The sequence below is a fragment of the Planotetraspora thailandica genome, assembly GCF_016863335.1.
Classification (GTDB): Bacteria; Actinomycetota; Actinomycetes; order Streptosporangiales; family Streptosporangiaceae; genus Planotetraspora; species Planotetraspora thailandica.
Genome location: NZ_BOOR01000012.1, coordinates 161,275 through 184,975, shown reverse-complemented (window position 1 = coordinate 184,975; position 23,701 = coordinate 161,275). Strand labels below are relative to the sequence as shown.

General features: G+C 70.3%; 26 protein-coding genes and 1 pseudogene. 11 read left to right on the top strand and 16 right to left on the bottom strand.

What is annotated here, in order from left to right; all coding sequences use genetic code 11:
- Positions 1-52 precede the first annotated feature (52 nt).
- The 5 genes from Pth03_RS11765 (at position 53) to Pth03_RS11745 (ending at position 3,443) form a co-directional block, all read left to right on the top strand.
- Positions 53-706, top strand: a complete 654-nt coding sequence (locus Pth03_RS11765; RefSeq protein ID WP_203944212.1) for a TIGR03085 family metal-binding protein — start codon at positions 53-55, stop codon at positions 704-706.
- An 87-nt stretch (positions 707-793) separates the two neighbouring features.
- Entirely contained in the window at positions 794-955 is a 162-nt protein-coding gene (locus Pth03_RS11760) for a hypothetical protein (RefSeq protein ID WP_203944211.1), read from the top strand.
- A 96-nt stretch (positions 956-1,051) separates the two neighbouring features.
- On the top strand, positions 1,052-1,213 hold the full coding sequence (locus Pth03_RS11755; protein ID WP_203944210.1) for a hypothetical protein: 162 nt from the start codon (positions 1,052-1,054) through the stop codon (positions 1,211-1,213).
- Between the two features lie 133 nt (positions 1,214-1,346).
- A complete protein-coding gene (locus Pth03_RS11750; protein WP_203944209.1) occupies positions 1,347-2,750 on the top strand; it encodes a glutamine synthetase family protein in 1,404 nt (467 codons plus the stop codon).
- Positions 2,751-2,963: 213 nt separating this feature from the next.
- Positions 2,964-3,443, top strand: a complete 480-nt coding sequence (locus Pth03_RS11745) for a hypothetical protein (RefSeq protein ID WP_203944208.1) — start codon at positions 2,964-2,966, stop codon at positions 3,441-3,443.
- 204 nt (positions 3,444-3,647) lie between these two features.
- Here the strand turns inward: Pth03_RS11745 and Pth03_RS11740 are convergent, their stop codons facing one another.
- The 3 genes from Pth03_RS11740 to Pth03_RS11730 all read right to left on the bottom strand — a co-directional run bounded on the left by Pth03_RS11740 (position 3,648) and on the right by Pth03_RS11730 (position 6,777).
- Positions 3,648-4,793: an RNA polymerase sigma factor gene (locus Pth03_RS11740; protein WP_203944207.1), complete on the bottom strand. Its 1,146-nt coding sequence runs from the start codon at positions 4,791-4,793 to the stop codon at positions 3,648-3,650.
- Positions 4,790-5,209, bottom strand: a complete 420-nt coding sequence (locus tag Pth03_RS11735) for a YciI family protein (RefSeq protein WP_203944206.1) — start codon at positions 5,207-5,209, stop codon at positions 4,790-4,792. Before Pth03_RS11735 ends, Pth03_RS11740 begins: the two co-directional genes overlap by 4 nt.
- A gap of 557 nt (positions 5,210-5,766) precedes the next feature.
- Positions 5,767-6,777 carry a GlxA family transcriptional regulator gene (locus Pth03_RS11730; RefSeq protein ID WP_203944205.1) on the bottom strand — a complete coding sequence of 337 codons (1,011 nt, stop codon included), beginning with the start codon at positions 6,775-6,777 and terminating at the stop codon, positions 5,767-5,769.
- A 98-nt stretch (positions 6,778-6,875) separates the two neighbouring features.
- On the opposite strand from Pth03_RS11730, the gene Pth03_RS11725 reads away from it, so the two are divergent.
- On the top strand, positions 6,876-7,271 hold the full coding sequence (locus Pth03_RS11725; protein WP_203944204.1) for a hypothetical protein: 396 nt from the start codon (positions 6,876-6,878) through the stop codon (positions 7,269-7,271).
- A gap of 14 nt (positions 7,272-7,285) precedes the next feature.
- Here Pth03_RS11725 and hisF read toward each other — a convergent pair whose 3' ends face one another.
- The 11 genes from hisF to Pth03_RS11675 form a co-directional block, all read right to left on the bottom strand.
- The gene (gene hisF, locus Pth03_RS11720) at positions 7,286-8,056 is read right to left on the bottom strand and encodes an imidazole glycerol phosphate synthase subunit HisF (protein ID WP_203944203.1); all 771 of its coding nucleotides are present in this window, start codon (positions 8,054-8,056) and stop codon (positions 7,286-7,288) included.
- A complete protein-coding gene (locus Pth03_RS11715; protein ID WP_203944202.1) occupies positions 8,053-8,454 on the bottom strand; it encodes a RidA family protein in 402 nt (133 codons plus the stop codon). Before Pth03_RS11715 ends, hisF begins: the two co-directional genes overlap by 4 nt.
- Positions 8,451-9,176: a bifunctional 1-(5-phosphoribosyl)-5-((5-phosphoribosylamino)methylideneamino)imidazole-4-carboxamide isomerase/phosphoribosylanthranilate isomerase PriA gene (priA, locus tag Pth03_RS11710; protein WP_203944201.1), complete on the bottom strand. Its 726-nt coding sequence runs from the start codon at positions 9,174-9,176 to the stop codon at positions 8,451-8,453. Before priA ends, Pth03_RS11715 begins: the two co-directional genes overlap by 4 nt.
- A 3-nt stretch (positions 9,177-9,179) precedes the next feature.
- Entirely contained in the window at positions 9,180-9,518 is a 339-nt protein-coding gene (locus Pth03_RS11705; RefSeq protein WP_203944200.1) for a hypothetical protein, read from the bottom strand.
- A 64-nt stretch (positions 9,519-9,582) separates the two neighbouring features.
- Positions 9,583-10,221: an imidazole glycerol phosphate synthase subunit HisH gene (gene hisH, locus Pth03_RS11700; protein ID WP_203944199.1), complete on the bottom strand. Its 639-nt coding sequence runs from the start codon at positions 10,219-10,221 to the stop codon at positions 9,583-9,585.
- Complete coding sequence (locus tag Pth03_RS42040) at positions 10,212-10,343, bottom strand: CG2302 family histidine operon protein (protein ID WP_275413079.1); 132 nt, start codon at positions 10,341-10,343, stop codon at positions 10,212-10,214. Before Pth03_RS42040 ends, hisH begins: the two co-directional genes overlap by 10 nt.
- A 20-nt stretch (positions 10,344-10,363) precedes the next feature.
- Positions 10,364-10,960 (bottom strand): imidazoleglycerol-phosphate dehydratase HisB, encoded by a 597-nt coding sequence (hisB, locus tag Pth03_RS11695; protein ID WP_203944198.1) that lies wholly within the window; start codon positions 10,958-10,960, stop codon positions 10,364-10,366.
- Positions 10,957-12,030 carry a histidinol-phosphate transaminase gene (locus Pth03_RS11690; protein ID WP_203944197.1) on the bottom strand — a complete coding sequence of 358 codons (1,074 nt, stop codon included), beginning with the start codon at positions 12,028-12,030 and terminating at the stop codon, positions 10,957-10,959. The genes hisB and Pth03_RS11690 overlap by 4 nt, the downstream gene beginning before the upstream one ends.
- Positions 12,027-13,334 (bottom strand): histidinol dehydrogenase, encoded by a 1,308-nt coding sequence (gene hisD, locus Pth03_RS11685; protein ID WP_203944196.1) that lies wholly within the window; start codon positions 13,332-13,334, stop codon positions 12,027-12,029. Before hisD ends, Pth03_RS11690 begins: the two co-directional genes overlap by 4 nt.
- A gap of 161 nt (positions 13,335-13,495) precedes the next feature.
- Positions 13,496-14,113, bottom strand: coding sequence for an RICIN domain-containing protein (locus Pth03_RS11680; protein ID WP_203944195.1), 618 nt, complete (start codon positions 14,111-14,113; stop codon positions 13,496-13,498).
- Positions 14,114-14,172: 59 nt separating this feature from the next.
- The gene (locus Pth03_RS11675; RefSeq protein WP_203944326.1) at positions 14,173-15,369 is read right to left on the bottom strand and encodes an RNA-guided endonuclease InsQ/TnpB family protein; all 1,197 of its coding nucleotides are present in this window, start codon (positions 15,367-15,369) and stop codon (positions 14,173-14,175) included.
- Positions 15,370-15,391: 22 nt separating this feature from the next.
- On the opposite strand from Pth03_RS11675, the pseudogene tnpA reads away from it, so the two are divergent.
- From tnpA to Pth03_RS11660, 3 genes and pseudogenes are all read left to right on the top strand, one after another.
- A pseudogene (gene tnpA / locus Pth03_RS42475) lies at positions 15,392-15,806 on the top strand (IS200/IS605 family transposase).
- 374 nt (positions 15,807-16,180) lie between these two features.
- Complete coding sequence (gene ybaK / locus Pth03_RS11665) at positions 16,181-16,678, top strand: Cys-tRNA(Pro) deacylase (protein ID WP_203944194.1); 498 nt, start codon at positions 16,181-16,183, stop codon at positions 16,676-16,678.
- 82 nt (positions 16,679-16,760) lie between these two features.
- On the top strand, positions 16,761-18,167 hold the full coding sequence (locus Pth03_RS11660; RefSeq protein ID WP_203944193.1) for an amidase: 1,407 nt from the start codon (positions 16,761-16,763) through the stop codon (positions 18,165-18,167).
- A 6-nt stretch (positions 18,168-18,173) separates the two neighbouring features.
- On the opposite strand, the gene Pth03_RS11655 is transcribed toward Pth03_RS11660, so the two are convergent.
- Entirely contained in the window at positions 18,174-18,662 is a 489-nt protein-coding gene (locus tag Pth03_RS11655; protein WP_203944192.1) for a hypothetical protein, read from the bottom strand.
- 77 nt (positions 18,663-18,739) lie between these two features.
- Here Pth03_RS11655 and murA point away from each other — a divergent pair, with 77 nt between their 5' ends.
- Entirely contained in the window at positions 18,740-20,077 is a 1,338-nt protein-coding gene (gene murA / locus Pth03_RS11650) for a UDP-N-acetylglucosamine 1-carboxyvinyltransferase (RefSeq protein WP_203944191.1), read from the top strand.
- A gap of 51 nt (positions 20,078-20,128) precedes the next feature.
- On the top strand, positions 20,129-22,690 hold the full coding sequence (locus Pth03_RS11645) for a transglycosylase domain-containing protein (protein ID WP_239118944.1): 2,562 nt from the start codon (positions 20,129-20,131) through the stop codon (positions 22,688-22,690).
- Positions 22,691-22,778: 88 nt separating this feature from the next.
- Here Pth03_RS11645 and Pth03_RS11640 read toward each other — a convergent pair whose 3' ends face one another.
- Positions 22,779-23,669 (bottom strand): helix-turn-helix domain-containing protein, encoded by an 891-nt coding sequence (locus tag Pth03_RS11640; RefSeq protein ID WP_203944190.1) that lies wholly within the window; start codon positions 23,667-23,669, stop codon positions 22,779-22,781.
- Positions 23,670-23,701: the final 32 nt, after the last annotated feature.

Below are 23,701 nucleotides of genomic sequence, written 5' to 3'. Positions count from 1 at the left end.
CCCCGGGCCCCACGTGATCGTGTCGCCCCATACCGGGATTAGGCTTGCCCGCGTGAGCTTTGTGCGCGACGAACGCGCGGCGATCTGTGACCTGCTGGACCGGCTCGGCCCCGACGCGCCCACCTTGTGCGAGGGCTGGACGACCGCCGACCTCGCCTCGCACCTCGCGCTTCGCGAGCAGCGCCCCGACGCGGCGGGCGGCATCGCGCTCAGGTTCCTGTCCGGCTACACCGCCACGGTTCAGGACCGCATCAAGAACGGCAAGCCCTACTCCACGGTCGTCGATCTCGTACGGCAGGGCCCGCCGGTGTGGTCGCCGTACCGCATCCCCGCCATCAACGCCGCGGTGAACACCGCCGAGTTGTTCATCCACCACGAGGACGTGCGGCGTGCCCAGCCGGGCTGGGAGCCCCGCACGCTGCCGCCCGAGCACGAGGAACTGCTGTGGAAGCAGCTCAAGAGCGGCTCCCGGCTGTTCCTGCGCAAGGCCCCGGTCGGCATCGTGCTCCGCCGTACGGCTGAAGACAGGGCCGAAGCCGGGGCCGGTGAGGTGACGGCCAAGAAGGCCGTTCCCACGGTCGTGGTCGCAGGCGCCGCACCCGAACTCCTGCTGTTCGCCTTCGGCCGGCAGGAGCACGCCCGTGTGACCTACGAGGGTGACCCCGAGGCGGTGGAACGACTGCGCGGCGCACGTCTGGGCATGTGACCGGAGCCGCTGTATTCCCGCGAAATTCGCACCAGTCCCCGGTGCGATGCGGCAGCATGAGGGCAGCGCCTCATGGTTGGAGCCCCGATGAACGTCAAGAAGGTGGCCACGTACGTGGCCGTCGCTTTCGTGATCTTCTATCTGCTGACGCAGCCCACGGCCGCGGCGGCCGCAGTGCGGGGCATGTTCGACGGCATCACCACGGGCGCGGAACGGCTGGCGACCTTCTTCACCTCGCTCACTACCTAGTTAGAGGCGGTAGGGCCTCATGACCTCCCGGCTAGTTATGATCATTCTTGTCGCCGGGTACAAACAGCCGGGAAACTGACTGCAGGAGGCCCCCCAATGCAGGTCAAGAAGGTTCTTACGTACGCGGCCATCGCGTTCGTGGTCTTCTACCTCTACAACCAGCCACGAGCCGCAGCCGGCGCGGTCAACGGCGTCTTCGACACGATCAACACAGGCGCCACCCGGTTGGCGACCTTCTTCACGACGGTCCTGCAGTGATGTGACCCGGCCGGCCTGACGGCGATCCGCACCGCCCGGGCCGGCCTCCCCAGTTCCGCCCACCGCGCCGAAAGGTCGGCGCGGTGGCGTGGCGACCCTTTCCCCGACGGCTCTCACGTGTTACGCAGACAGAATGAGAGATCGCCACAGTTCAGCCGTCGCTCAGCAACTCGATCCGGTCGCACGCAGAATCCTCGAACGGGTCGAGGTCGACGGCATCGAACTGGTCCGCTTCATCTACGCCGACCACGGCGGAGTGATCCGCGGCAAGGCCGCCGGCCGGACCCGCCTGGCCGAACGGATCAGCACCGGGATCGGTCACACGGTGGCGATGATGGCGATGTCCATGCTCGACCGGCTCCAGCCGGTGGACGGCATGGGCCCGGTGGGTGAGATCCGCATCGTGCCCGACCCCGGCACATTCGTCCCCCTCCCCTACGCTCCCGGCGCGGCCGCGATGATCGCCGACCTGCGCGACCTCGACGGCGGCCCGTGGGCGGCCTGCCCCCGCACGTTCCTCAAAGACGCCATCGCTCTTTTCGCCTCGGAGGGCTACACCCTCGTCGCGGCCTTCGAGCCGGAGTTCACGCTCGGCCGTCGGCTGCCCGACCCGATGGGCGGCCCGGACCGGCTCGTCCCGCTCGACGACAGCCTGTGTTACGCGACCGCGGGGTTCGACCAGGCGCACGACTACACGATGCAGTTCGTCCGCGCCCTGGAGGCGCAGGGCCTGCCGATCGAGCACTACTACCCCGAGCTCGGTGCGGGCCAGCAGGAGCTGTCCATCAGGCCGTCGACCGCGCTCAAGGCGGCCGACAACCAGGTGATCTACCGGGAGACCGTGCGCGGGGTGGCGTTCCGCATGTCCATGTGGGCGACTCTCGCGCCCAAGCCGATCGTCAACCAGGCCGGCAACGGCGCCCACCTGCACGTCTCCCTGTGGGATCCCGACCTGGAGCACAACCTGTTCGCGGACGGCAGGGGCGGCCTGTCGGCGCTGGGCCGCCACTTCATCGGGGGGGTGCTGGACCACCTTCCCGCGCTGGTCGCGCTGACCTGCCCGAGCGTCAACAGCTACCGGCGTCTCCAGCCGAGTTCCTGGGCCGGCGCCTACACCTGCTACGGCATGGACAACCGGGAGGCGGCGGTGCGGATCTGCTCGCCGATGGCCGGGAACGTCGAGGAGTCGACCAATCTGGAGATCAAGCCGTCGGACTCCTCGGCCAATCCGTACCTGTCGCTCGGCGCCGTCATGCACGCCGGCCTGGACGGGATCAGGCGCGAGCTCGACCCGGGCAGGGCGGTCGAGGTCGACCCCGCGACGCTGAGCGACAAGCAGCGGGCCCGCCTCGGCTGCGCACGGCTGCCCGCCTCCCTCGACGAGGCCCTCGACGCCCTGGAGGCCGACGAGCTGCTCATGAACGCCCTCGGGCCGCTGCGCAGCACCGCATATCTGGCGGTCAAGCGCTCCGAGGCCGCGGACTTCGCCGCCCACGACGTCGCCTACGAGACCTTCCAGCACCTGCGGGCCTTCTGACGAAACGTCGTCGACGACAGCGTAAACGGCCAGGCCGGAATCGCAAGGCGCGCGCCCCGGGAAGAAAACAGACCGTCAGCCGGAGGAATGGAATACCGTTCGGCTCACTCTAATTCCGGTTGATTCGCCTAGACGCGCTCCAGAACACCGGCCGACGATGGAAGTGCCCATCCCCGATCGCCGCTCAGCGGCCCCGATCGGATAGGAGAAAGCATGAACGGAAAGCGTCTCCCAGTGATTCTGGGCCTGGCCCTGCTTCCCGCCGTCGCCCTCGGGCCGGCGCAGACGGCCCAGGCCGCGACCGACGACCCGGCCATCACCTCGGTGACCGGCGCGCGGCTCGACCCGATGTCCGCCGAGTCGTGGCGGTCCGATCGAGGGGCCCGCGAGAACATCCAGCAGGCGCCCATGCAGCGCGAATCCATGCGCCCGGAGGAGCCCGGCGAGGAGCAGTCCGAGCAGTCCGAGCTGTACGGCGAGCAGCAGGCCGAACAGGCCGAGCAGGCTCGACAGGCCCGGGAGGCACAGCAGTCCGAGCAGGCCCAGCAGGAGCAGTCCGGGCAGGAGCAGTCCGAGCAGTCCGGGGAGTCCTGGCAGGAGCAGTACGGGCGCCCCATGAGCAACATCGTGGAGGAGCAGCGGTGGTCGGGCCACACCAGCCAGCACTCGCGCGGATACAACATGGGCTCGTGATTCCCGACCGGCATGAGCCGGAAAGGGCAGCGTAAGCCCAAAGGCCGCCGAAAAGACGGCCATTTAAAAAGGGCGCGGCCTCCGGTCTTCTGGAGGCCGCGTTTCCCATGAAAATTGCGCGAAATCAGTCCCGGAGCAATTACTCCCACCCGATGGACGCGTCTTTTGCCGAGAGGGTGTTTAAATTGCTCCGAGCGCGACCCGTCAGCGACGCCGGCGGGCGTTGAGCCGGGCGGCCTGGCGCGTCAGGTGGTCGCGCTCGGCGAGGTTGGGGGCCTTTTGGGCCGCCTCGGCGTACAGCCGTGCCGCCGTCGCCAGGTCGCCGTCGCGCTCGTGGAGGTACGCCGCCACCGCCGCGTGGCGGGGCAGTGAGTCGTCCACCGCCGCGAGCGCCGCCAGCCCGGCGCGCGGTCCGTCGGCCTCGCCGACAGCCACCGCGCGGTTGAGCCGGACGACCGGGCTGTCGGTCAGGCGCGCGAGTTCGTCGTACCACTCGACGATCTGCACCCAGTCGGTCTCCTCGGCGGTGAGCGCGTCAGCGTGGAGTGCCGCGATGGCGGCCTGGGCCTGGAACTCGCCCAGCCGGTCGCGGGCGAGGGCCGCCTGCAGGATCTCGACGCCCTCGGCGATCGACTTGATGTCCCATCGGCCGCGGTCCTGCTCGGCGAGCGGCACCAGGCTGCCGTCGGGCGCGGTCCGGGTGGCGCGCCGGGCATGGTGGAGCAGCATGAGGGCGAGCAACCCCGCCACCTCGGGGTGGTCGATCGCGGCCGCGAGCTGCCGGGTGAGCCGGATGGCCTCGGCGGCGAGGTCGACGTCGCCGGAGTAGCCCTCGTTGAAGACCAAGTAGAGGACGCGCAGCACGGTGGCGACGTCGCCGGGCTGATCGAACCGCACGCCGGAGACGGTGCGCTTGGCCCGGCTGATGCGCTGCGCCATGGTCGCCTCAGGCACCAGGTATGCCTGGGCGATCTGGCGGGTGGTCAGCCCACCGACGGCGCGCAGCGTGAGCGCGACCGCGGACGACGGCGTCAGCGACGGGTGGGCGCACAGGAAGTAGAGCTGGAGCGTGTCGTCCAAAGCACGCGCGGGCCCGGGCGCCGGCTCGTCGTCGACGAGGTCCTCACGCCGGCGGCGGGCGGCATCGGCCCGTGTCGCGTCGAGAAACCGGTTCCAGGCCACAGTGATCAGCCAGCCCTTCGGGTCCCGCGGCGGGTCGGCCGGCCAGACGCGGACCGCCTCGACCAGCGCGTCCTGCACGGCGTCCTCGGCCGCCGCGAAATCGGCTCCGCGACGGACGAGGATCGCGAGCACGCTCGGCGTGAGACTCCGGAGCAGGGCCTCGTTCACTTGAAGAGGCAGTCCGTGATGGTGGGCGGCTCGGCCAGTAACGTGCGCACCTCGAGCCACTCGTGGATCGGCTTTCCGCCCGCCCCAGGGGCGGCCGACAGTTCCCCGGCCAGCTCGATCGCGCGCTCGTAGCTGTCGACGTCGATCACCATCCAGCCGGCGATGACGTCCTTGGTCTCGGCGAACGGTCCGTCGGTGACCGGTGGGCGCCCCTCGCCGTCGTATCGGACGAACGTCCCCTCAGGGGCGAGCGCCTGACTGTCGACGAACTCGCCGGTCTCCTCGAGCCGGGCCGCGAAGTCGTGCATGTACTGCACGTGTGCCGAGATCTCCTCCGGCGTCCACTGGTCCATGGGCACGTCGTTGACCGAAGCCGGAGCGCCGCGGTAGTGCTTGAGCAGCAAGTACTTGGCCATCGTGTTTCTCCTCGGTGCTTGTGCACCCATTTTGGTCACGTTCACCGCGGGGACGGAGCCGGTCACGGGTTCTCGACATCGCCGCCCGAAATTTCGGCTCTCGCAGATCACTGTTCCCGCCAGGTGAAGGTGTCCATGAGTCATCGCGCGTCGTGGACTAGCCGCAGCGCAGCCAGCCCGGTCTCGTGCCGCACCAGTACACCGGCGGGGACCCACGCCTCCTGCCCGCACAACACGATTCTCAACAAGATCCGAGTCCGGTGACCGCTCGAGCCAGTACCACGTGCGGTCGTGCAGCAGCGAGACGATGCTGAACTCGTCGTGCACCGAAACGATCATCACATCGTCACCACCGCTGCCATAGGTGAACACCGGTTCGTGGTCCGGGACGTACAGACGAGACAACTCATCGATCGTGACAACCCGGGATGCCGCGTACGGCTGATACGTCTCCATCTCGTATGGCACGGGCCGAGCGTAGAGCCGCCCTTACCAACACGCCCACACGAGGCGCACCCGCCTGCCGACAGCCGCGTTACGCCTTCGACCGAACTCGGTCACCCATCTCGAACATGCTCTTGGCCCGCACTCTTGTGACCCTGAAGTGCCGTTCGCGACTGGGTGAGCCGGTAGTGCGCGGGCGAAACCCCGTATCGCTCGACGAAGGCCTGCCGCAGAGTCTCGGCCGTGCCGAACCCGCAGCGACGGGCCACGGTCGCCATGGGCAGGGAGGTGGAGGCCAGCAGGTGGGCCGCCGCCTCCACCCGCGCCTGCCGTACGAACCTGCCCGGGGCCTGCCCGAGGTGGCGGACGAACAGCCGCGTCAGGTGCCGCTCGCTCACACCCGCGGCGGCGGCCAGGACGGCTACCGTGAGGTCCGCGTCCAGATGGCCGGTGATGTGATCGACCACGCGCTTGACCAGGCCGTCGGAGGGCGGCGGGGCGGCGGTGAACATGCTCATCTGCGCCTGGTTACCCGGCCGCTGCAGGTAGGTCACCAGTTGGCGGGCCACGGTGCGTGCGAGGTCGGCGCCGTTGTCCTCCTCGATGAGGGCGAGCGTCAGGTCCAGCGCGCTGGTGACGCCGGCCGAGGTGTAGACGTTCCCGTCACGGATGAAGATGGGATCGGGATCGACGTCCACCTTCGGGTGGTGCGCGGCGAGCTGGTCCGCCGAGTCCCAGTGCGTGGTGGCGCGCCGGCCGTCGAGGAGCCCGGCGGCGGCCAGGATCCACGTTCCGGTGCACACGGACGCCACCCGGCGGCTCTCCCTGGCCAGCCGGCGGACGTGCGCGACGACCAGCCGGTCGGCCGCCGCGTCCTGGCTGCCGATCCCTCCCGACACGAGCAGCGTGTCGATCGGGCCGGTGACGCGTTCGAGCTTCTCCCGGGCGTGCAGTGTCACGGTGGGGCCGCAGTCGATGGGCCGCGCTCCGGGCGTGGCCAGGCGGACCTTGTAGTAGGGAGCCGCGCCGTGCCAGTTCGCGCGCTCCAGGCTCGCCACCACGCAGGCGATGTCGAGCAACTCCGCGGCGTCGTACCCGACGATCACGAAAGGCCGCTCCCTCATGGGCTCGACTGTAGGCGGGAAAGACCGGATGCCCAAGATTCCGGACCTGCCTGATCGCGTTGCTTGGGCACGGCCCGCCCGGCTCGCATCGTCGAACCATGACACAGACAGCGACGAAGGCGCGCCGCGGATGGCGCCGGTTCACCCTCCACTACATCGAAATGATCCTCGCGATGTTCGCCGGGATGTTCGCCCTGGGGTTCCTCCGGTCCGCCGTCGGCCTGCACGTATCCCACACGCAGTACCCCGAGCTCGGCTATCTGGTGATGGCCTTCGACATGTCCGTCGGCATGGCCGCCTGGATGCGTGTCCGCGGTCACGCCTGGCGGCACACCCTCGAGATGTGCGCCGCCATGTTCGCCCCCGCCGTTCCGCTGTTCCCTCTGCTCTGGCTGGGGGTCGTCGACGGCGACGCGCTGATGGTGCTCGCGCACCTCGCCATGTTCCCCCTCATGCTCGGCGTGATGCTCCTGCGCCCCTCCGAGCACACGTGAGGATCCCCGCGGCTTCAGCGGACCGGGTGGCCGGCGGCACGCAGCGTGTCTTTCACCTCGTGGATCTTGAGCTGGCCGAAGTGGAAGACCGACGCGGCGAGCACGGCGTCGGCGCCGGCGTCGACGGCCGCGGGGAAGTCCTCCAGCCTGCCGGCCCCGCCGGAGGCGATGACGGGCACCGTGACCGCGGCGCGCACGGCCCTGAGCATCTCCAGGTCGTATCCCGACTCGGTGCCGTCGCCGTCCATGGAGTTGAGCAGGATCTCGCCCACGCCGAGCTCCTGGCCGCGCGCGGCCCACTCGACGGCGTCGATGCCCGTGCCGCGGCGCCCGCCGTGCGTGGTCACCTCGAAGCCGGACGGCGTCGGCGGCCCGTCGACCACCCGGCGGGCGTCGACGGACAACACGATGCACTGCGAGCCGAACCGCCGCGAGGCTTCGGTGAGCAGCTCGGGCCGGGCGATCGCGGCGGTGTTGATCCCCACCTTGTCGGCGCCGGCGCGCAGCAGCCGGTCGACGTCGTCGGCCGCGCGCACTCCCCCGCCCACGGTGAGCGGGATGAACACCTGCTCGGCCGTACGGCGGACCACGTCGAGCATGGTCTCGCGCTCGCCCGACGACGCGGTGATGTCGAGGAAGGTCAGCTCGTCGGCGCCTTCCGCGTCGTAGCGGCGGGCGAGCTCGACGGGGTCGCCCGCGTCGCGCAGGTTCTCGAAGTTCACGCCCTTGACCACCCGCCCGGCATCGACGTCCAGGCACGGGATGACGCGCACCGCGACCGTCATGACGCCCGCTCCTGCCGGTAGGCCTCGACCTCGACCTCGACCAGCATGCGCGGGTCGACGAGCCCCGCGATCTGGACGCTGGTGCAGGCGGGCCGCACGTCGCCGAACACCTCGCCGTGGGCGCGGCCGGCCGCCTCGAAGTCGTCGGCGTTGACGATGTAGATCCGGGTGCGGACGACGTCGGACTTGGACGTGCCGGCCTTCTCCACCGCGTCGAGGGCGACGGAGAACGCGGTCAGCGTCTGGTTGTAGGCGTCGCCCACGTGCTGGACCTCCCCGCCGACCGTGGCGGTGCAGCCGGACACCAGGACGTGGGGGCCCGCGACCACCGCACGGGCGTAGCCGTACCGGTCCTCCCAGGGACCGCCGGACGAGATCCGGGTGAACGACTCGCTCATCGGGAGCTCACCGCCGCCAGGGCCTCTTCGAGCGTGAACGCCTGAGCGTAGAGGGCCTTGCCCACGATGGCCCCCTCGACGCCCTGGGGGACGAGGGTGGCCAGCGCGCGCAGGTCGTCGAGCGAGGAGACGCCGCCGCTGGCGACGACCGGCTTGTCGGTCCGCGCGCAGACCTCGCGCAGCAGGTCGAGGTTGGGGCCGCGCAGCGTGCCGTCCTTGGTTACGTCGGTCACGACGTAACGCGGGCAGCCGTCGGACTCCAGCCGGTCGAGGACCTCCCAGAGGTCGCCGCCCTCCCTGGTCCAGCCGCGCGCCGCCAGAGTGGTACCGCGCACGTCGAGGCCCACCGCGACCTTGTCGCCGTGCTCAGCGATGATCTTGGCGCACCAGGCCGGGTCCTCCAAGGCGGCGGTACCGATGTTCACGCGGCGGCAGCCGGTGGACAGCGCGGCGTCGAGCGAGGCGTCGTCGCGGATGCCTCCCGACAACTCCACCTGCACGTCCAGCGCGCCGATCACGGAGGCGAGCAGCTCACGGTTGTCGCCACGGCCGAAGGCCGCGTCGAGGTCGACCAGGTGGATCCACTCGGCTCCGGCCTCCTGCCAGGCCAGCGCCGCGGCGAGCGGGTCCCCGTACGAGGTCTCCGTCCCGGCCTCACCCTGAACCAGGCGGACGGCCTGGCCGTCCGCGACGTCCACTGCGGGCAGCAATACGAGCGACATAGATCACGACCTCCGGTCGAAGACGATGGTGACGAGCACAGGGATCAAGAGGAGGGATCCGAGCAAAACGCCGAGCCGGGCCATCCAGCCGTCCAGCAGAAGCCAGGCGACGACCTGGACGAGGATGAAGGCCCCGAGGGCGAGCCGGTTGCCCGTGCGGCGCCGCTGGGCCAGGCGGCCCGTCTGCCGTGCCGTCCTGACCGTACGCGGCAGCACCGCGGTGATCCGGCCGCGCAGCTCGCGCCGCCGTGACTCCCGGGCCTCACGCTCGGCGCGGGCCGCCGCGAGGCGCTCGCGCTCGGCCTCGCGCTCCGCCCTCCGCCTGGCCCGCTCCTTGCTCACCCGTCCTCCTGTCCCGTCCGCCGGCCCTGCCGGCTCACAGCTCTCATGGTGGTGTCGTTTCGGGTCACAGTGTGCGCAGCCAGTTGGCCAGCAGCGCAGCCCCCGCGTCGCCGGATTTCTCCGGATGGAACTGGGTGGCCGTCAACGGCCCGTTCTCCACGGCGGCGACGAACGGCACGCCGTGCTCCGCCCAGGTGACCAGGGGCTGGGTGAAGCCGTCTCCGGCCTCCAGTTTCCAGTCCAGCACGCCGTAGGAGTGCACGAAGTAGAAGCGGGTGTCGGGGGCGAGCCCGTCGAACAGCACGGAGCCCTCGGGAGCCTTGACCGTGTTCCAGCCCATGTGCGGGATCACCGGCGCGTCCAGGCGCTCGACGGTGCCGGGCCATTCTCCGCAGCCCTTGGTGTGAACGCCGTGCTCGACGCCCTTGTCGAAGAGGATCTGCATTCCGACGCAGATGCCGAGCACGGGAAGGCCGCCCGCGAGGCGACGGCCCACGATCTGGTCTCCGCGCACGCTCACCAGGCCCTTCATGCAGGCGGCGAACGCGCCGACGCCCGGCACGACCAGGCCGTCGGCCGCGAGGGCCGCGTCCCAGTCGGCGGTGACGGTCACGTCGGCGCCCACCCGGGCGAGGGCGCGCTCGGCCGAGCGGAGGTTGCCCGAGCCGTAGTCGAGCACCACGACGCGCTTGCCTACTGCCACCACATCACTCCAGCCGTAATCGCCAACGCGGCTCCCACTCCGGCCAGCACGGCGAGCATCTTGATGCCCTGCCGTATCGCCGAGTAGACCCCTCCGAGGAGGAAGAGGCCAATGAAGATCATGCCACCTGAGGCGAGGGTCATCAGAGCACGCCCTTCGTGCTGGGGACGCCGGTGGCGCGGGGGTCGCGCTCGGACGCCTCGCGCAGGGCCCGTGCCAGGGCCTTGAACTGGGCCTCGACGATGTGGTGGGCGTTGCGCCCGTACGGCACGTGCACGTGCAGGCAGATCGCCGCCTGGGCGACGAACGACTCCAGGATGTGCCGCGTCAGGGTCGTGTCGTAGTCCGGGCCGATCATGGGCGCCATGCCCTCCGGCTCGGTGTGGATGAGGTACGGCCGGCCGGACAGGTCGACGGTGACCTGGGCCAGGGCCTCGTCGAGCGGGCACGACGCACTACCGAACCGGCGGATGCCCGACTTGTCACCCAGGGCCTCGCGGAAGGCCGCGCCCAGGGCGATGGCGGTGTCCTCGATCGTGTGATGGGAGTCGATGTGCAGGTCGCCCTCGGTCTTCACAGTCAGGTCAAAAAGGCCGTGCTTGCCGAGCTGGGCCAGCATGTGGTCGTAGAACCCGACGCCGGTCGCGACGTCGACCACCCCGGTGCCGTCGAGGTCGACCTCGACCAGCACCGACGTCTCCTTGGTGCTGCGCTCGACACGCCCGCGGCGCTCGCTCATCCGAGAACCCCTTCCAGGGCGGCCCGGAAGGCCGCCATCTCTTCACTCGTTCCGATCGACACGCGCAGCCAGCCCGCGGGACCGGTCTCCCTGATCAAAACACCCTGCTCAAGCAGCCCTTCCCACACCGCGCGCCGGTTCGGAAACCTACCGAATAGCACGAAGTTGGCATCGGAGTCAGCGGCCTCCAGGCCACGATGCCGTATCCACTCGACCGTCGCGTCCCGCTCGGCCCGCAGCCGGTCCACGGTGCCGAGCAACTCCTCGCGGTGCGCGACCGCCACGCGCGCCGCCGCCTGCGTCAGGGTGGACAGATGGTACGGCAGGCGCACCAGGAGCATGGCGTCGACGACGGCGGGGTCGGCGGCCAGGTAGCCGAGCCGGGTGCCCGCCATGGCGAACGCCTTCGACATGGTCCGGGTGACGATCAGGCGGGGGTTGCCCGGCAGCAGGCTCAGCGCCGAGGGCGTGCCCGTCCTGGCGAACTCGGCGTAGGCCTCGTCGACCACGACCATGCCCGGGGCCGCCGCCAGGATGCTCTCGATCACCACGAGCGGCAGGGCCGTACCGGTCGGGTTGTTCGGCGAGGTCAGGAAGACGACGCCGGGGCGGTGCTCCTCGATGGCCGCGACGGCGCGGCCCACGTCGATCGAGAAGTCCTCCTCGCGGGCGCCCTCGATCCAGCGGGTGCTGGTGCCGCTCGCGATGATCGGGTGCATCGAGTAGGACGGCTCGAAGCCTATTGCCGCACGGCCCGGTCCGCCGAACGCCTGGAGGATCTGCTGGATGATCTCGTTGGACCCGTTGGCCGCCCACACCTGCCGCGCGGTCAGGCCGTGGCCGAGGTAGTCGGCGAGGTCCTTGCGCAGGTCCACCGCGTCCCTGTCGGGGTAGCGGTTCAGTGTGGAGGCGCCGTGCCGTACGGCCCTGGCGAGGTCGTCGATCAGCGCGGCCGACGGAGGGTAGGGGTTCTCGTTCGTGTTGAGCTGCACCGGCACGTCGAGCTGCGGTGCGCCGTAGGGGTGCTTGCCGCGCAGGTCGTCGCGGATCGGCAGGTCGTCGAGCGTCATGAGGGCACTTCCCAGTCGAACCGGGCACGGACGGCGGCGCCGTGGGCGGGCAGGTCTTCGGCGTCGGCCAGCGCGCAGACGTACGGCGCGGCCTCGGCGAGGGCCTCACGCGTGTAGTCGACGACGTGGATGCCGCGCAGGAACGTCTGGACGGACAGGCCGGAGGAGTGGCAGGCGCACCCGCCCGTCGGCAGGACGTGGTTGGAGCCGGCCATGTAGTCGCCGAGCGAGACCGGCGCGTACGGCCCGATGAAGATCGCCCCGGCGTTGCGCACCCGGGCCGCCACGGCGTGGGCGTCGGCGGTCTGGATCTCCAGGTGCTCGGCCGCGTAGGCGTCGACGACGGCCAGGCCGTCCGCGATGTCCGACACGAGCACGATGCCCGACTGCCGGCCGGCCAGGGCCTCGGTGATCCGCTCGGAGTGGCGGGTGGCGGCCACCTGCCCGGGCAGCTCCTTCTCGACCGCGTCGGCCAGCTCGGCGCTCGTGGTGACCAGGACGGCGGCGGCGATGACGTCGTGCTCGGCCTGACTGATCAGGTCGGCCGCGACGTGGGCGGGGTCGGCCGTGTCGTCGGCCAGGATCGCGATCTCGGTGGGGCCGGCCTCGGAGTCGATGCCGATGCGGCCTTTGAGCAGCCGCTTGGCCGCGGCCACCCAGATGTTGCCCGGCCCGGTGACCATGTCGGCGCGGGCGCACTCCTCGGTGCCGTAGGCGAACATCGCCACGGCCTGGGCGCCGCCCACGGCGTACACCTCCTCGACGCCGAGCAGGGCGCAGGCGGCGAGGATCGTCGGGTGCGGCAGCCCGCCGAACTCCTTCTGCGCGGGCGAGGTGACGGCCAGCGAGACCACCCCTGCCTCCTGGGCGGGCACGACGTTCATGACCACGCTGGAGGGGTAGACGGCCCGGCCGCCGGGCACGTAGAGGCCCACCCTGCCGACGGGGACCCACCGCTCGGTCACCGAGCCACCGGGCACGACCCGGGTCGTGGTGTCGGTGCGCCGCTGGTCGCGGTGGACGAGGCGGGCCCGGCGGATCGACTCCTCCAGGGCGGCGCGCACGGCCGGGTCGAGCTCGTCGAGGGCCCGGGAGATCGCCTCGGCGGGCACCCGGGTGGAGGCCAGATCGACCCCGTCGAACCTCGCCGTCAGCTCCCGAACCGCCTGCGAGCCACGATGGCGGACGTCCTCGCAGATGGGCCGCACCTTCTCCAGGGCGGCCTCGACGTCGAGCTCGGCGCGGGGCAGCACATCGCGCAGGTCGCCGGGCAGCGACCCACGCAGATCGATTCGGGAAATCACCGTCCCAGTCTACGGATGACCAGCGACAGATCCCGATCTGCCCACTATGCGGGACGCTGTGTTTCGCAAAGAGAGATATCTCCCCGTTTTACGATCTATGACGGTTTGACGATTCTCCCGGGGCCGGGAGCGGCCTGTCACCCCCGGCCCCGGGACGGGGGCTACGCCTTCTGGGACAACTGGAAGGACTGCGCCGCCGTTCCGTTGCACGTGTACTGCTGGAGCTGGACGGAGTCGGCGGCCGCGGCGCCGGGCACGTCCAGGCACTTGCCGCTGAGGCGGTTCACGAAGTGGTAGTAGCCGCCGCCCTCCGACACCGCCTGCCACTGCTGGTTGTTACCCCCGCCGTACGCCCAGAGCTGGAGCTTGGCGCCGTCCGCCGTCGACCGGTCGGTCACGTCGATCACCTGGGCGCTGTTGTTGCGGTTGCCCAGCCGCGCGAACCCGCCGCTGGTCGGCTGCACCTGGAACTGCTGGGCGTAGGACCCGTTGCACGTGTACTGCTGGACGGCGGTGCCGTTCGACGAGGCGGCCGCCCGGGCGTCGACGCACTTGCCGTTGCCCTTGCCGACGAGGCTGTACCACGCGGTCGGCGAGATCGTGTCCGACGGCGGCGGAGTGGTGGTGCTCCCCCCACCCAGCCAGCGCAGGCCGTCGATCACGAACCGGTTCTGGACCTCACTGGCGAACGTGGACGACAGGCGGGTGTTGGTCGAGTAGTTCATGTCGTTGTGGCCGAAGTTGGCGTAGAGCATCTTGTAGTTCTTGTTCGTCCACATGATGGGGTATTGACGCGCTCCCCAGCCTGAAGGTTGGGGATTCAGCCCGTGCCGCGTGCTCACGCGGCGCCTCCGCGGCTTCCTGCTTCACTGGGCTGTGCCACCGCGAGCGGTGGTCTTACCGGCCCTCCACAGGCGTTTAACCTCTCCGCCCGTCCGGCGGCGAGGATGTTCTTGGCAGCGTTCACATCCCGGTCATGGATCGCCCCACATGGGCAAATCCACTCCCGGACATTGAGCGGCATGGACGCGGCGATCGTCCCGCATGCAGAGCACAGCTTGGAAGAGGGGAACCACCGGTCGATCCGGTGGAAGATCCGCCCGTACAGGGCGGCCTTGTACTCCAGCATGGCGACGAATGCCGACCAGCCCGCATCCTGAACGCTCTTGGCCAGCCGGGTGCGCGCGAGCCCGTTCACGGCCAGGTCTTCCACGATCACCGTTTGGTTGTCACGGATGATCCTGGTGGATTCCTGGTGGTGGAACTCGCGGCGCGCGTCGGCGACCTTCGCATGGTGGCGGGCCACAGCGAGGCGGGCTTTGACCCGGTTGTTCGACGCTTTCTCCTTGCGGAACAGCGCCCGCTGGAGGCGCTTGAGTTTCCTCTCCGCTCGGCGCAGGAAACGCGGGGAGTCGATCTTCCGGCCGTTGGACAGCACCGCGAAGTGCCCCAAGCCAAGGTCGATGCCGGCCTCGGTCTCGACCGGCGGCAACTGCCGCTGATTGACCTCGACCACGAACGAGGCGAAGTACCGCCCGGCGGCGTCTTTGACCACCGTCACACTGGACGGCTCAGACGGAAGGCGCCGCGACCAGCGAACCGGCACGTCCCCGATCTTCGGCAGGCGCAGCTTGCCACCAGGCGTAATGGCAAACCGGGCGTTTTTGGTGAATCGGATCGCCTGCCGGTGGTCCTTCTTCGACCGGTACCGGGGCGGGGCGACCTTCGGCCCCTTCCGCTTCCCGGTCAGGGAGGTGAAGAAGTTGCGGTAGGCGGCGTTCAGGTCGGCGAGCGCCTGCTGTAACACCACAGCCGAGACCTCGCCCAGCCACGAGCGTTCCGGAGTCTTCTTCGCTTCAGTGATGACCCGCTTGGACAGGTCCCCATCGGAGATGTACGTCAGCCCGGCCGCGTGGGCGTCCTGCCTCATACGCAGCCCGTCGTTGAACACCACCCGCGCGGACCCGAACGCCCGCGCCAGCGACTCACGCTGACCGGGCGTCGGGTAAAGACGGAAGCCGTACCGAAGCTGCACACCATGATCTTGCCATTGGTCTATGGCCGAATATGGAGACATCGGAAGCGGCAGGCACTGCGTTTTCGCTCTACACGCCCACTTGGTTTTCGTGACCAAGTTCCGGCACCCGGTCTTCACGAGAGCCCCATCTGGAACGCATGGAGTAGATCATGCGGGACGTGCGCGCCGACTTCGAGTGCGAACTGGCCAAGTTCAACGGCCAGGCCAGGATCACCTGCTGGTGAACTTCCCGCCCCAAAGTCGCCATCTCCAGGCTCGACAACAGCCTCAAGGGCGTCTCCTCACGACGGATGCGGCAGGAGTTCTCCGAGCTGGCCCGTCACTACTACCGGGCGAACAAGCTGTGGCCGGACTCCTACCTCGCCGGATCGGTGGGCGGCGCACCCATCAGCGTCCTACTCCAGTACATCAAGCAACAAAACCGCCCGGCCTGAGCCGGTGAACGCCGTTTCGCCTTGACGGCGAATCGGCGTCTCCTGCCCCGCTTGCGCGAGAGGGTCCGCTTCAGCCCAGGCCCGAAGGCCGGAGCACTGCGGACGAATCAGGTAGCCCGCCGTACCAGGCCTGGTTCGGGTCGGTGCCGACCGGGAAGTCGACGGGGCGATGGACTTGAGGATCTTGACGTTGGGGTTGTTCCTCAGGTTGTGGACCCAGCTGTACCACTCGCTGACCGACGAGGTGTACGTGGCGGCGCGGTGATCGCTGTTCGCCAGCCTTGATTCAAGTCGCGACACACCTGGCCGTCAAGGGCAGTCAGGCAGGCCGTCAGGATCAGGCCGCCGGCGTGTGGATCGCTAGTCTGTGCGTCGTGAGTAAGACCAGGAGCAAGGGCGGCCAGGGCACTCCCGCGACGGTCGCGCTGACCCAGGCGAAGGCGGAGTTCACCCTCCACCCCTACGACCACGACCCGGGCGCCCAGGCGTACGGCGAGGAGGCGGCCGACGCGCTCGGCGTGCCATACGAGCGGATCTTCAAGACCCTCGTGGCCGAGACCGAGACGGGGCTGGCCGTGGCGGTCGTCCCGGTGGCGGGCAAGCTGGACCTGAAGGCCTTCGCCGCGGCGCTCAAGGGCAAGCGTGCCGCGATGGCCGAGGCGGCCAAGGTGGAGCGGGTCACCGGGTACGTCGTGGGAGGCATCAGCCCGCTGGGACAGCGCAAGAGGCTCCCCACGGTGGTCGACGAGTCGGCGCTCGGCTTCGAGACGATCTACTTCTCGGCGGGCCGCCGGGGGCTGCAGATCGAGACCGCCCCCGGCAACCTCGTACGGCTCACGCAGGCGGTCACCGCGCCCATCGCGAAGGGCTGAGCCTGTCGAGTCTTGCCATCGCCCCTGGGGGCGCCCCACTGGAGACTCGTAGCGACGGCCGGTACGAGACGGGGGAGCCGAAGTGACCGAGCTGGTGGAGCTGACCGCGACCGAGATGTCCGCCCTGCTGCGGGCGCGCCAGGTGAGCGCGGTGGAACTGACCGAGGCCTGCCTGAGGCGGATCGAGGAGGTCAACGGCCAGGTCAACGCCATCGTGACGCTGGTGGCCGACCAGGCGCTCGACCAGGCGCGCCAGGCCGACGCCGACCTGGCCCGCGGCCGCCTGCGCGGCCCGCTGCACGGCCTGCCCGTCGCACACAAGGACCTGGCCGACACGGCGGGCGTCAGGACGACGTACGGCTCGCCGGCCTTCGCCCACCACGTGCCCGACCAGGACGAACTGCTGGTGGCCCGGGTCAGGGACGCCGGCGGCATCATGATCGGCAAGACCAACACGCCCGAGTTCGGCACGGGGTCGCACACGGTCAACGAGGTGTTCGGGGCGACCCGCAACCCCTACGACCTGTCCAGGAGCGCGGGCGGCAGCAGCGGAGGCGCCGCGGCGGCCCTGGCCACGCGCATGGTGCCCCTCGCCGACGGCTCCGACATGGGCGGCTCGCTGCGCAACCCGGCCTCGTTCTGCAACGTCGCCGGGCTGCGGCCCACCCCCGGGCGGGTGCCGTCGAAGTCGGCGTCCGCGGCCTGGTTCACCCTGTCGGTGCCCGGGCCGATGGCCAGGACCGCGGCCGACCTCGCGCTGTTCATGACGGCGATCGCCGGGTTCGACCCGGCCTCGCCGTACGCGATCAGGGAGGCGGGCTCGGCCTTCGCAGAACCCCTGGAGCGGGACTTCGCGGGCGCAAGGATCGCGTTCAGCCCCGACCTGGGCGGCCTGCCCGTCGATCCGGAGACGGCGCGCGTGACGGCCGAGGCCGCGGCGGCCCTCACCGGCCTGGGCGCCAAGGTGGAGCAGGTGGACCTCGACCTGTCCGACGCCGAGGACGCCTTCCGGATCTACCGGGCGTGGTACTACGCGCTGGCCTTCGGCGACCTGCCCGAGGCGGGACCCAACGTCCGGTGGAACGTCGAGCGAGGACGCGAGGTCACGGGCGCCGACCTCGCGCGGGCCGAACGGCTGCGCACCGGCCTGTTCCACCGGATGAACGCCTTCTTCGGCGGCTACGACTTCCTCGTCGCCCCGGTCAGCCAGGTGCCGCCCTTCCCCGTGGACGACCCGTACGTCCTGGAGATCGACGGTACGCCGATGCCGGACTATCTCGCCTGGATGCGCTCGTGCTACTGGGTCAGCGTGCTGCACGCGCCCGCGATGTCGGTGCCCTGCGGGTTCACCTCGGCGGGCCTTCCCGTGGGCCTGCAGATCGTCGGCAGGCCCTGGGCCGACCTCGACGTGCTGCGCCTGGGCCACGCCTTCGAGCGCGCCACCGGCCACTGGCGGCGGCGGCCAGAGCTCAGGCCCCTGAGCCGGTAGATCAGCTCACGCCTGGCCTCTCAGCCGGTAGGTCACGACGAACTCGACCACCCAGAAGATCCCGGTGGCCGCGACCGGCCAGGCGAACATCACCCCGTGCGCGGTCAGGCCGAGCGACGCGGTCGTCGCCACGCCGCCGGGCCCGGACGCGTGGATCGTTCCCTTCGCTGAGCTTCCGACGAGCAACGCGATGTATCCCGCGAGGAGGCCGCCCCCGGCCAGGCCGAGCAGGGCGGCGACCGGCCTGCGGCGGGCCAGGAGGTAGGCGGCCACGCCGCTGAGGAGCCCGCACACGAGCCCGACGACCGCGAACCAGCCGTCGGCCTGGATGAGGGTCTGCGTCTCGAGATCGACGAGCTCGGGACCCGTGTCGGTGATGACGTACTGGGAGACGGGCGCGAGGGCAGACCAGACGAACCCGGCAGCGACCCCGAGTAGTGCCAGGGCGAGCACGGTCGTGACCAGCGTTGTCAGATTGCCCCTCAAATGCCGCACCGTCCAGATGGTACCTACTTGGTGATCGGACCGGCCCCGATACCCTTGGCTCCACCAGCCCCAGGCGAGGAGTAAGTGTGAGCGAGCCTACCGAGCGCACCAGCAGGCACGGCAGTGACGAAGTTTGGCAGATCGACCCGTCTGGCCCCCTCCGGGGGGACGTCGAGGTGCGCGGGTCGAAGAACGCGGTCTCCAAACACATGGTCGCGGCGATGCTGGGAGACGGCCCGAGCACACTGCACAACGCCCCCGAGGTCGGCGAGGTCGGGCTGACGGCGGCGATGCTGGAGGCGCTGGGCATCCACGTGGAGATCACCCCGGGTGAGATCACGATCGAGCGCAGCGACGAGATCCGGCCGCGGGTGCCCGAGGAGTACACGGGGCTGAACCGCATCCCCATCCTGATGCTCGGCCCGTTGCTGCACCTGGCGGGAGAGGCGTTCGTCCCGCTGGTCGGCGGAGACCCGATCGGGCGGCGGCCTGTCAACTTCCATGTCGAGGCGCTGCGGTCGATGGGCGCCGAGATCGAGGTGGGCGAGTCGGGAATCATCGCGAAGGCGGCCCGGCTGCGCGGCAGCAGGATCACGCTGCCGTACCCGAGCGTGGGCGCCACCGAGACGATCCTGATGACCGCCGTGCTCGCCGAGGGCAAGACCGTCATCAAGGGCGCGGCGATGGAGCCCGAGGTGGTCGAGCTCGCGCTGTTCCTCCAGCGCATGGGCGCGATGATCGAGCTCAGCCCGGACCGGCGCATCGTGATCGAGGGCGTCGAGCGCCTGCGCGGCGCCTCCACCTGGCTCGCCGGCGACCGCATCGAGGCCTTCTCCTACCTGGTCGCGGGGCTGGTCACCGGCGGCGAGGTGCGCGTGCACGGCTGCCATCAGGACCGCTTGGTCACCGCCATCACCACCCTGGCCAGGATGGGCGCGCGGTTCGAGATCACCGACGAGTGGCTCACCGCCTCCGCCCCCGACGGCCTGCGCGCCGCCGCCGTGCAGACCGACACCCATCCCGGGTTCATGACCGACTGGCAGACACCGCTGGCGGTGCTGTTCACCCGGGCGGAGGGCATGTCGGTGCTGCACGAGACCGTCTTCGAGAACCGCCTGGTGTACGTGCCCGCCCTCCAGAAGATGGGCTGCGAGATCGAGGTGTTCGCCCAGTGCCTGGGCGGCCCCGCCTGCCGCTACCACGACACCAACGCCAAGCACTCGGCCGTCGTACGCGGCGTGTCGGAGCTGCGCGGCGCCGACGTCACGCTCCCCGACATCCGGGCGGGATTCTCCGCCGTCCTGGCCGCCGCGGTCGCCGAGGGCACCTCCACGCTGCGGGGCGTCAATCACATCGAGCGCGGCTACCACCGGCCGTTCGAGCAGTTCACCTCGCTCGGGTTGAAGATCAGCAGGCAGACGTAAAGCTTTCGCGGCCCGCGTTTGGGAGACGCGGCCGCGCCGCACTGATATGGCGTGCCCTCTCGTCTCCTCGGCGCCGCCGTGACGCTGGGCCTTTCCGGTGCGCTGGGCGGAGTCCTGGTCGCCGGACTGGCCATGCCCCTGGCGGGCGGCGCCGGTCTCGCGGCGAAGGGCGTCGCCTCCACGGTCAACGACCTGCCTCCCGCGCCGCGCGAGGAGCCGCTGCCGGAGATGACGCGGTTGCTCGACCGCAACGGCACGCAGATCGCCCAGTTCTACTACCAGAACCGGCAGTCCGTGCCCATCAGCAAGATCGCCGTGCCGATGCAGCAGGCGATCGTCGCCATCGAGGACTCCCGCTTCTACGAGCACGGCGGGCTCGACATCAAGGGCACGCTGCGGGCGCTGCTCACCAACACGCAGGCCGGCGGCATCAGGCAGGGCGGCTCGTCGATCACCCAGCAGCTCGTGAAGAACATGATGGTCACCCAGGCCGAGACGGCGCACGAGCGCGCCAAGGCCCAGGTCAGGAACATCGAACGCAAGGTCACCGAGCTGCGGTACGCCCTCGCGCTGGAGAAGAAGTACACCAAGAAGGAAATCCTCGAGCGCTATCTCAACATCGCCTACTTCGGGGCGGGCGCCTTCGGCGTTCAGGCCGCCGCCCAGCGCTTCTTCGGGACCGACGCCGCCGACCTGACGCTGCCCCAGGCCGCCACGCTGGCCGCCGCCATACGGACCCCGTCGGACACCGACCCGTCGCTGGGCGAGGAGGAGCGCATCCGGCTGCGTGAGCGGCGCGACGTCGTGCTCGACCGCATGGCGGAGCTCAAGATGATCACTCCTGAGGCGGCGAGGGCGGCGAAGCCCGGCACGCTCGACCTGCACATGAGGGCCGAGCCCGGCGGATGCGCCGACAGCGCCTACCCGTACTTCTGCGTCTACGTCGAGCACGAGGTGCTGAACAATCCGGCGTTCGGCTACACCCGCGCCGACCGGGAGCGCCGGCTCCAGCGGGGCGGGCTGACGTTGTGGACCTCGATCGACCCGGTCGCGCAGAAGGCGGCGCAGCAGGCGATCTCCGAACGCGTCTCACCGGAGGACAACCAGGTCGCCGCCGAGACCATGGTGGAGCCGGGCACCGGCCTCATCAGGGCGATGGCCGCCAGCAAGGCCTACGGCCGCAACCCGCACGACGACAAGCTGGGGCCGAGCACGACCTACAACCTGGCCGCCGACAAGGCCCACGGTGGCGGCGACGGCTTCCAGGCCGGGTCCACGTTCAAGGCGTTCACCCTGGCGACAGCGCTGTCCCAGGGCTGGCAGTTCGGCGACGGCTTCGACACCCCGGGGTCGTTCGTGCCGTCGAGCGGCTTCAAGGACTGCTCGGGCAAGGCCGTGAACGACCCGAACACCACGATCTACAACGCCAGCGGCGAAGGCGGCGGCGGGCCGTACAGCCTGGAACTGGGCACCTGGAAGTCGGTCAACATCTTCTACATGAAGCTCGAGCAGGCGGTCGGGCTGTGCAACGTGGTCAGGACGGCCAAGGCGCTGGGCATCGTCAGAGCGGACGGCAAGCCGTTGCGGGAGGTGCCGACCTTCACGCTCGGCGTCAACGAGATGGATCCCACCACGGTCGCCGCCGCCTTCGCCACGTTCGCCGCCCGTGGCCGCTACTGCACGCCCATGGCGATCACCGACATCGTGGAGCGGGACGGCACGCGCACGCAGATCCCGCCGAGCTGCACGCAGGCGCTCACGCCCGAGGTCGCCGACGCCGTCAACCATGTGTTGTCGGGCGTGTTCACCCAGGGGACGATGCGCGGCCAGTCGATCGGACGGCCCGCCGCGGGCAAGACCGGCACGAACAACGGGTACACGTCGGCCTGGTTCGCCGGATACACGCCCAACCTGGCCGCTGCCGTGAGCCTCGGCGACATCCGCGGCTCCTACCGCTATCCGCTCTTGGGCGTCGCGATCGGCGGCCGCTCGTACGGCGCGGTGCAGGGCGCCTCACTGCCCGGGCCGATCTGGGTCGACTCCATGAGCGCGGCCTTGCGCCACATCGCGCCGACGGGGTTCGTCGCGCCCGACTCGCGTTTCGGCGGGGGCTACACGCCCGGTCTCCGTGAGTTCCTGGAGGACGAGAACAGGCGCAGAGCCCGCGACGGCGACGGCGACCGGGATGGGGGCAGGGGCCGGGATCGTGGCGGCCGGGACGACAGCCGGAGCGGGGACGCCCGGAGCCGGGAGGACGGCGCCCACCACGACGAGGGCCACCACGACGGGGGCTTCCCCGACGGCGGCTCCCCCCGGCACGGCTTCCACGGAGACGGTCCCCGCGGGCACGGTGTCCACGAGAACACCCCACGCGGGCACGGACCCCGCATGGGCGGCGCCCGCGAGAACGCGCCCCACGGGGACGGCTCGCAGCACGACGGCAGACTCCCAGACGGAAGGCACGAGGACAGCAGCCACCAGAACGCAAGCCACCAGGACGCGAGACACCAGAACACCGGACGCCGGGAGGCCCACACCGGAACACACGACGCCGGAGCGGGCCACCACCCCTCTGGGCGTGATCATGCAGAAACTCGCGGTCACACCACCTGACCTGCGCAAACCCCGCTCGTGATCATGCAGAAGTTCGCGATCATGCCCTGTGACCTGCACCGATTCCTTTCGTGATCATGCAGTGCGATCAGTCGTGCGCGCGCAGAGCCGCGATCACCCAAGCGAAGGCCGGTACGGCAGGCGGCGCGGGCTCCCGGCCGTTGACGGCCTCCAGCAGCTGCCAGTAGCGCTCGACCCGGGCGTCGGCGAGGGGCTCCAACCACCCGACGAGCCCGTCCCGCTCGGCGGCAGGCAGATCGCGGGCGACGACGCGGTCGAGCACGGCCTTGCCTTCCGGGGACGACGGCGCGACCCCCTCCTCCAGGGCGCGACCGGCGTGCTCCATCACCCGTGCACGCAGGTCGTAGGCGAACTCCGGAGCCGCCGCGCCGCCGGCCAAATGGCGGATCTTCCGCTGAAAGTCCTCGTCGGCCACCAGTTCGGCGAGCTCGATCCAGGCATCCACCTGTTCGGGGGCCGGATCGTCCGGCAGCTCGCGCATCCATTGAGCAATGATCACGGCGTCGTCGCCGAGATCGACCCCGGCGATCGCCCGGTCGACGAAGTCGTCGATGATCTGCCGCCGCTCACGTGCGGACAGCCGTGCCAGCCTGTGCATCGAGAGTGTCTCCTCGGTCGTGCTGCCGCGCTCGGCGACCGTGCGGAGCACGGCGCGGCGCAGCCGCAGTTCACGGATCTCCGCGTCGAGCGCCCTGACATGGGCCGGAGCCACCTGGGCCACCGTGGCCTGCCGTGACAGGACCTCCCGCACCGCCTCCAGCCCCAGGCCGAGGTCGCGCAGGGTCTTGACCAGCTCGACGCGGGCGGCCCCCTCCTCGTCGTACAGGCGGTAGCCGCCGGATGACCGGGCGGCGGGCGGGACGACGCCGATGTCGGACCAGAACCGGACCGTCCGTACGGCGAGCCCGGCGCGGCGAGCGAGCTGCCCGATCGTGTAAAGCGGTGTCTCCTCGCTCACGGCGTCCACCCTGCACCTTCCAGCGGGTGGAG

Coding starts and splice junctions, on each gene's coding strand:
- Pth03_RS11760 (WP_203944211.1), top strand. CDS start 794: ATGAACGTCAAGAAGGTGGCCACGTACGTGGCCGTCGCTTTCGTGATC.
- Pth03_RS11755 (WP_203944210.1), top strand. CDS start 1,052: ATGCAGGTCAAGAAGGTTCTTACGTACGCGGCCATCGCGTTCGTGGTC.
- Pth03_RS11750 (WP_203944209.1), top strand. CDS start 1,347: ATGAGAGATCGCCACAGTTCAGCCGTCGCTCAGCAACTCGATCCGGTC.
- Pth03_RS11745 (WP_203944208.1), top strand. CDS start 2,964: ATGAACGGAAAGCGTCTCCCAGTGATTCTGGGCCTGGCCCTGCTTCCC.
- Pth03_RS11735 (WP_203944206.1), bottom strand. CDS start 5,209: ATGGCCAAGTACTTGCTGCTCAAGCACTACCGCGGCGCTCCGGCTTCG.
- Pth03_RS11730 (WP_203944205.1), bottom strand. CDS start 6,777: ATGAGGGAGCGGCCTTTCGTGATCGTCGGGTACGACGCCGCGGAGTTG.
- Pth03_RS11725 (WP_203944204.1), top strand. CDS start 6,876: ATGACACAGACAGCGACGAAGGCGCGCCGCGGATGGCGCCGGTTCACC.
- hisF (WP_203944203.1), bottom strand. CDS start 8,056: ATGACGGTCGCGGTGCGCGTCATCCCGTGCCTGGACGTCGATGCCGGG.
- Pth03_RS11715 (WP_203944202.1), bottom strand. CDS start 8,454: ATGAGCGAGTCGTTCACCCGGATCTCGTCCGGCGGTCCCTGGGAGGAC.
- priA (WP_203944201.1), bottom strand. CDS start 9,176: ATGTCGCTCGTATTGCTGCCCGCAGTGGACGTCGCGGACGGCCAGGCC.
- Pth03_RS42040 (WP_275413079.1), bottom strand. CDS start 10,343: ATGATCTTCATTGGCCTCTTCCTCCTCGGAGGGGTCTACTCGGCGATA.
- hisB (WP_203944198.1), bottom strand. CDS start 10,960: ATGAGCGAGCGCCGCGGGCGTGTCGAGCGCAGCACCAAGGAGACGTCG.
- Pth03_RS11690 (WP_203944197.1), bottom strand. CDS start 12,030: ATGACGCTCGACGACCTGCCGATCCGCGACGACCTGCGCGGCAAGCAC.
- Pth03_RS11680 (WP_203944195.1), bottom strand. CDS start 14,113: ATGTGGACGAACAAGAACTACAAGATGCTCTACGCCAACTTCGGCCAC.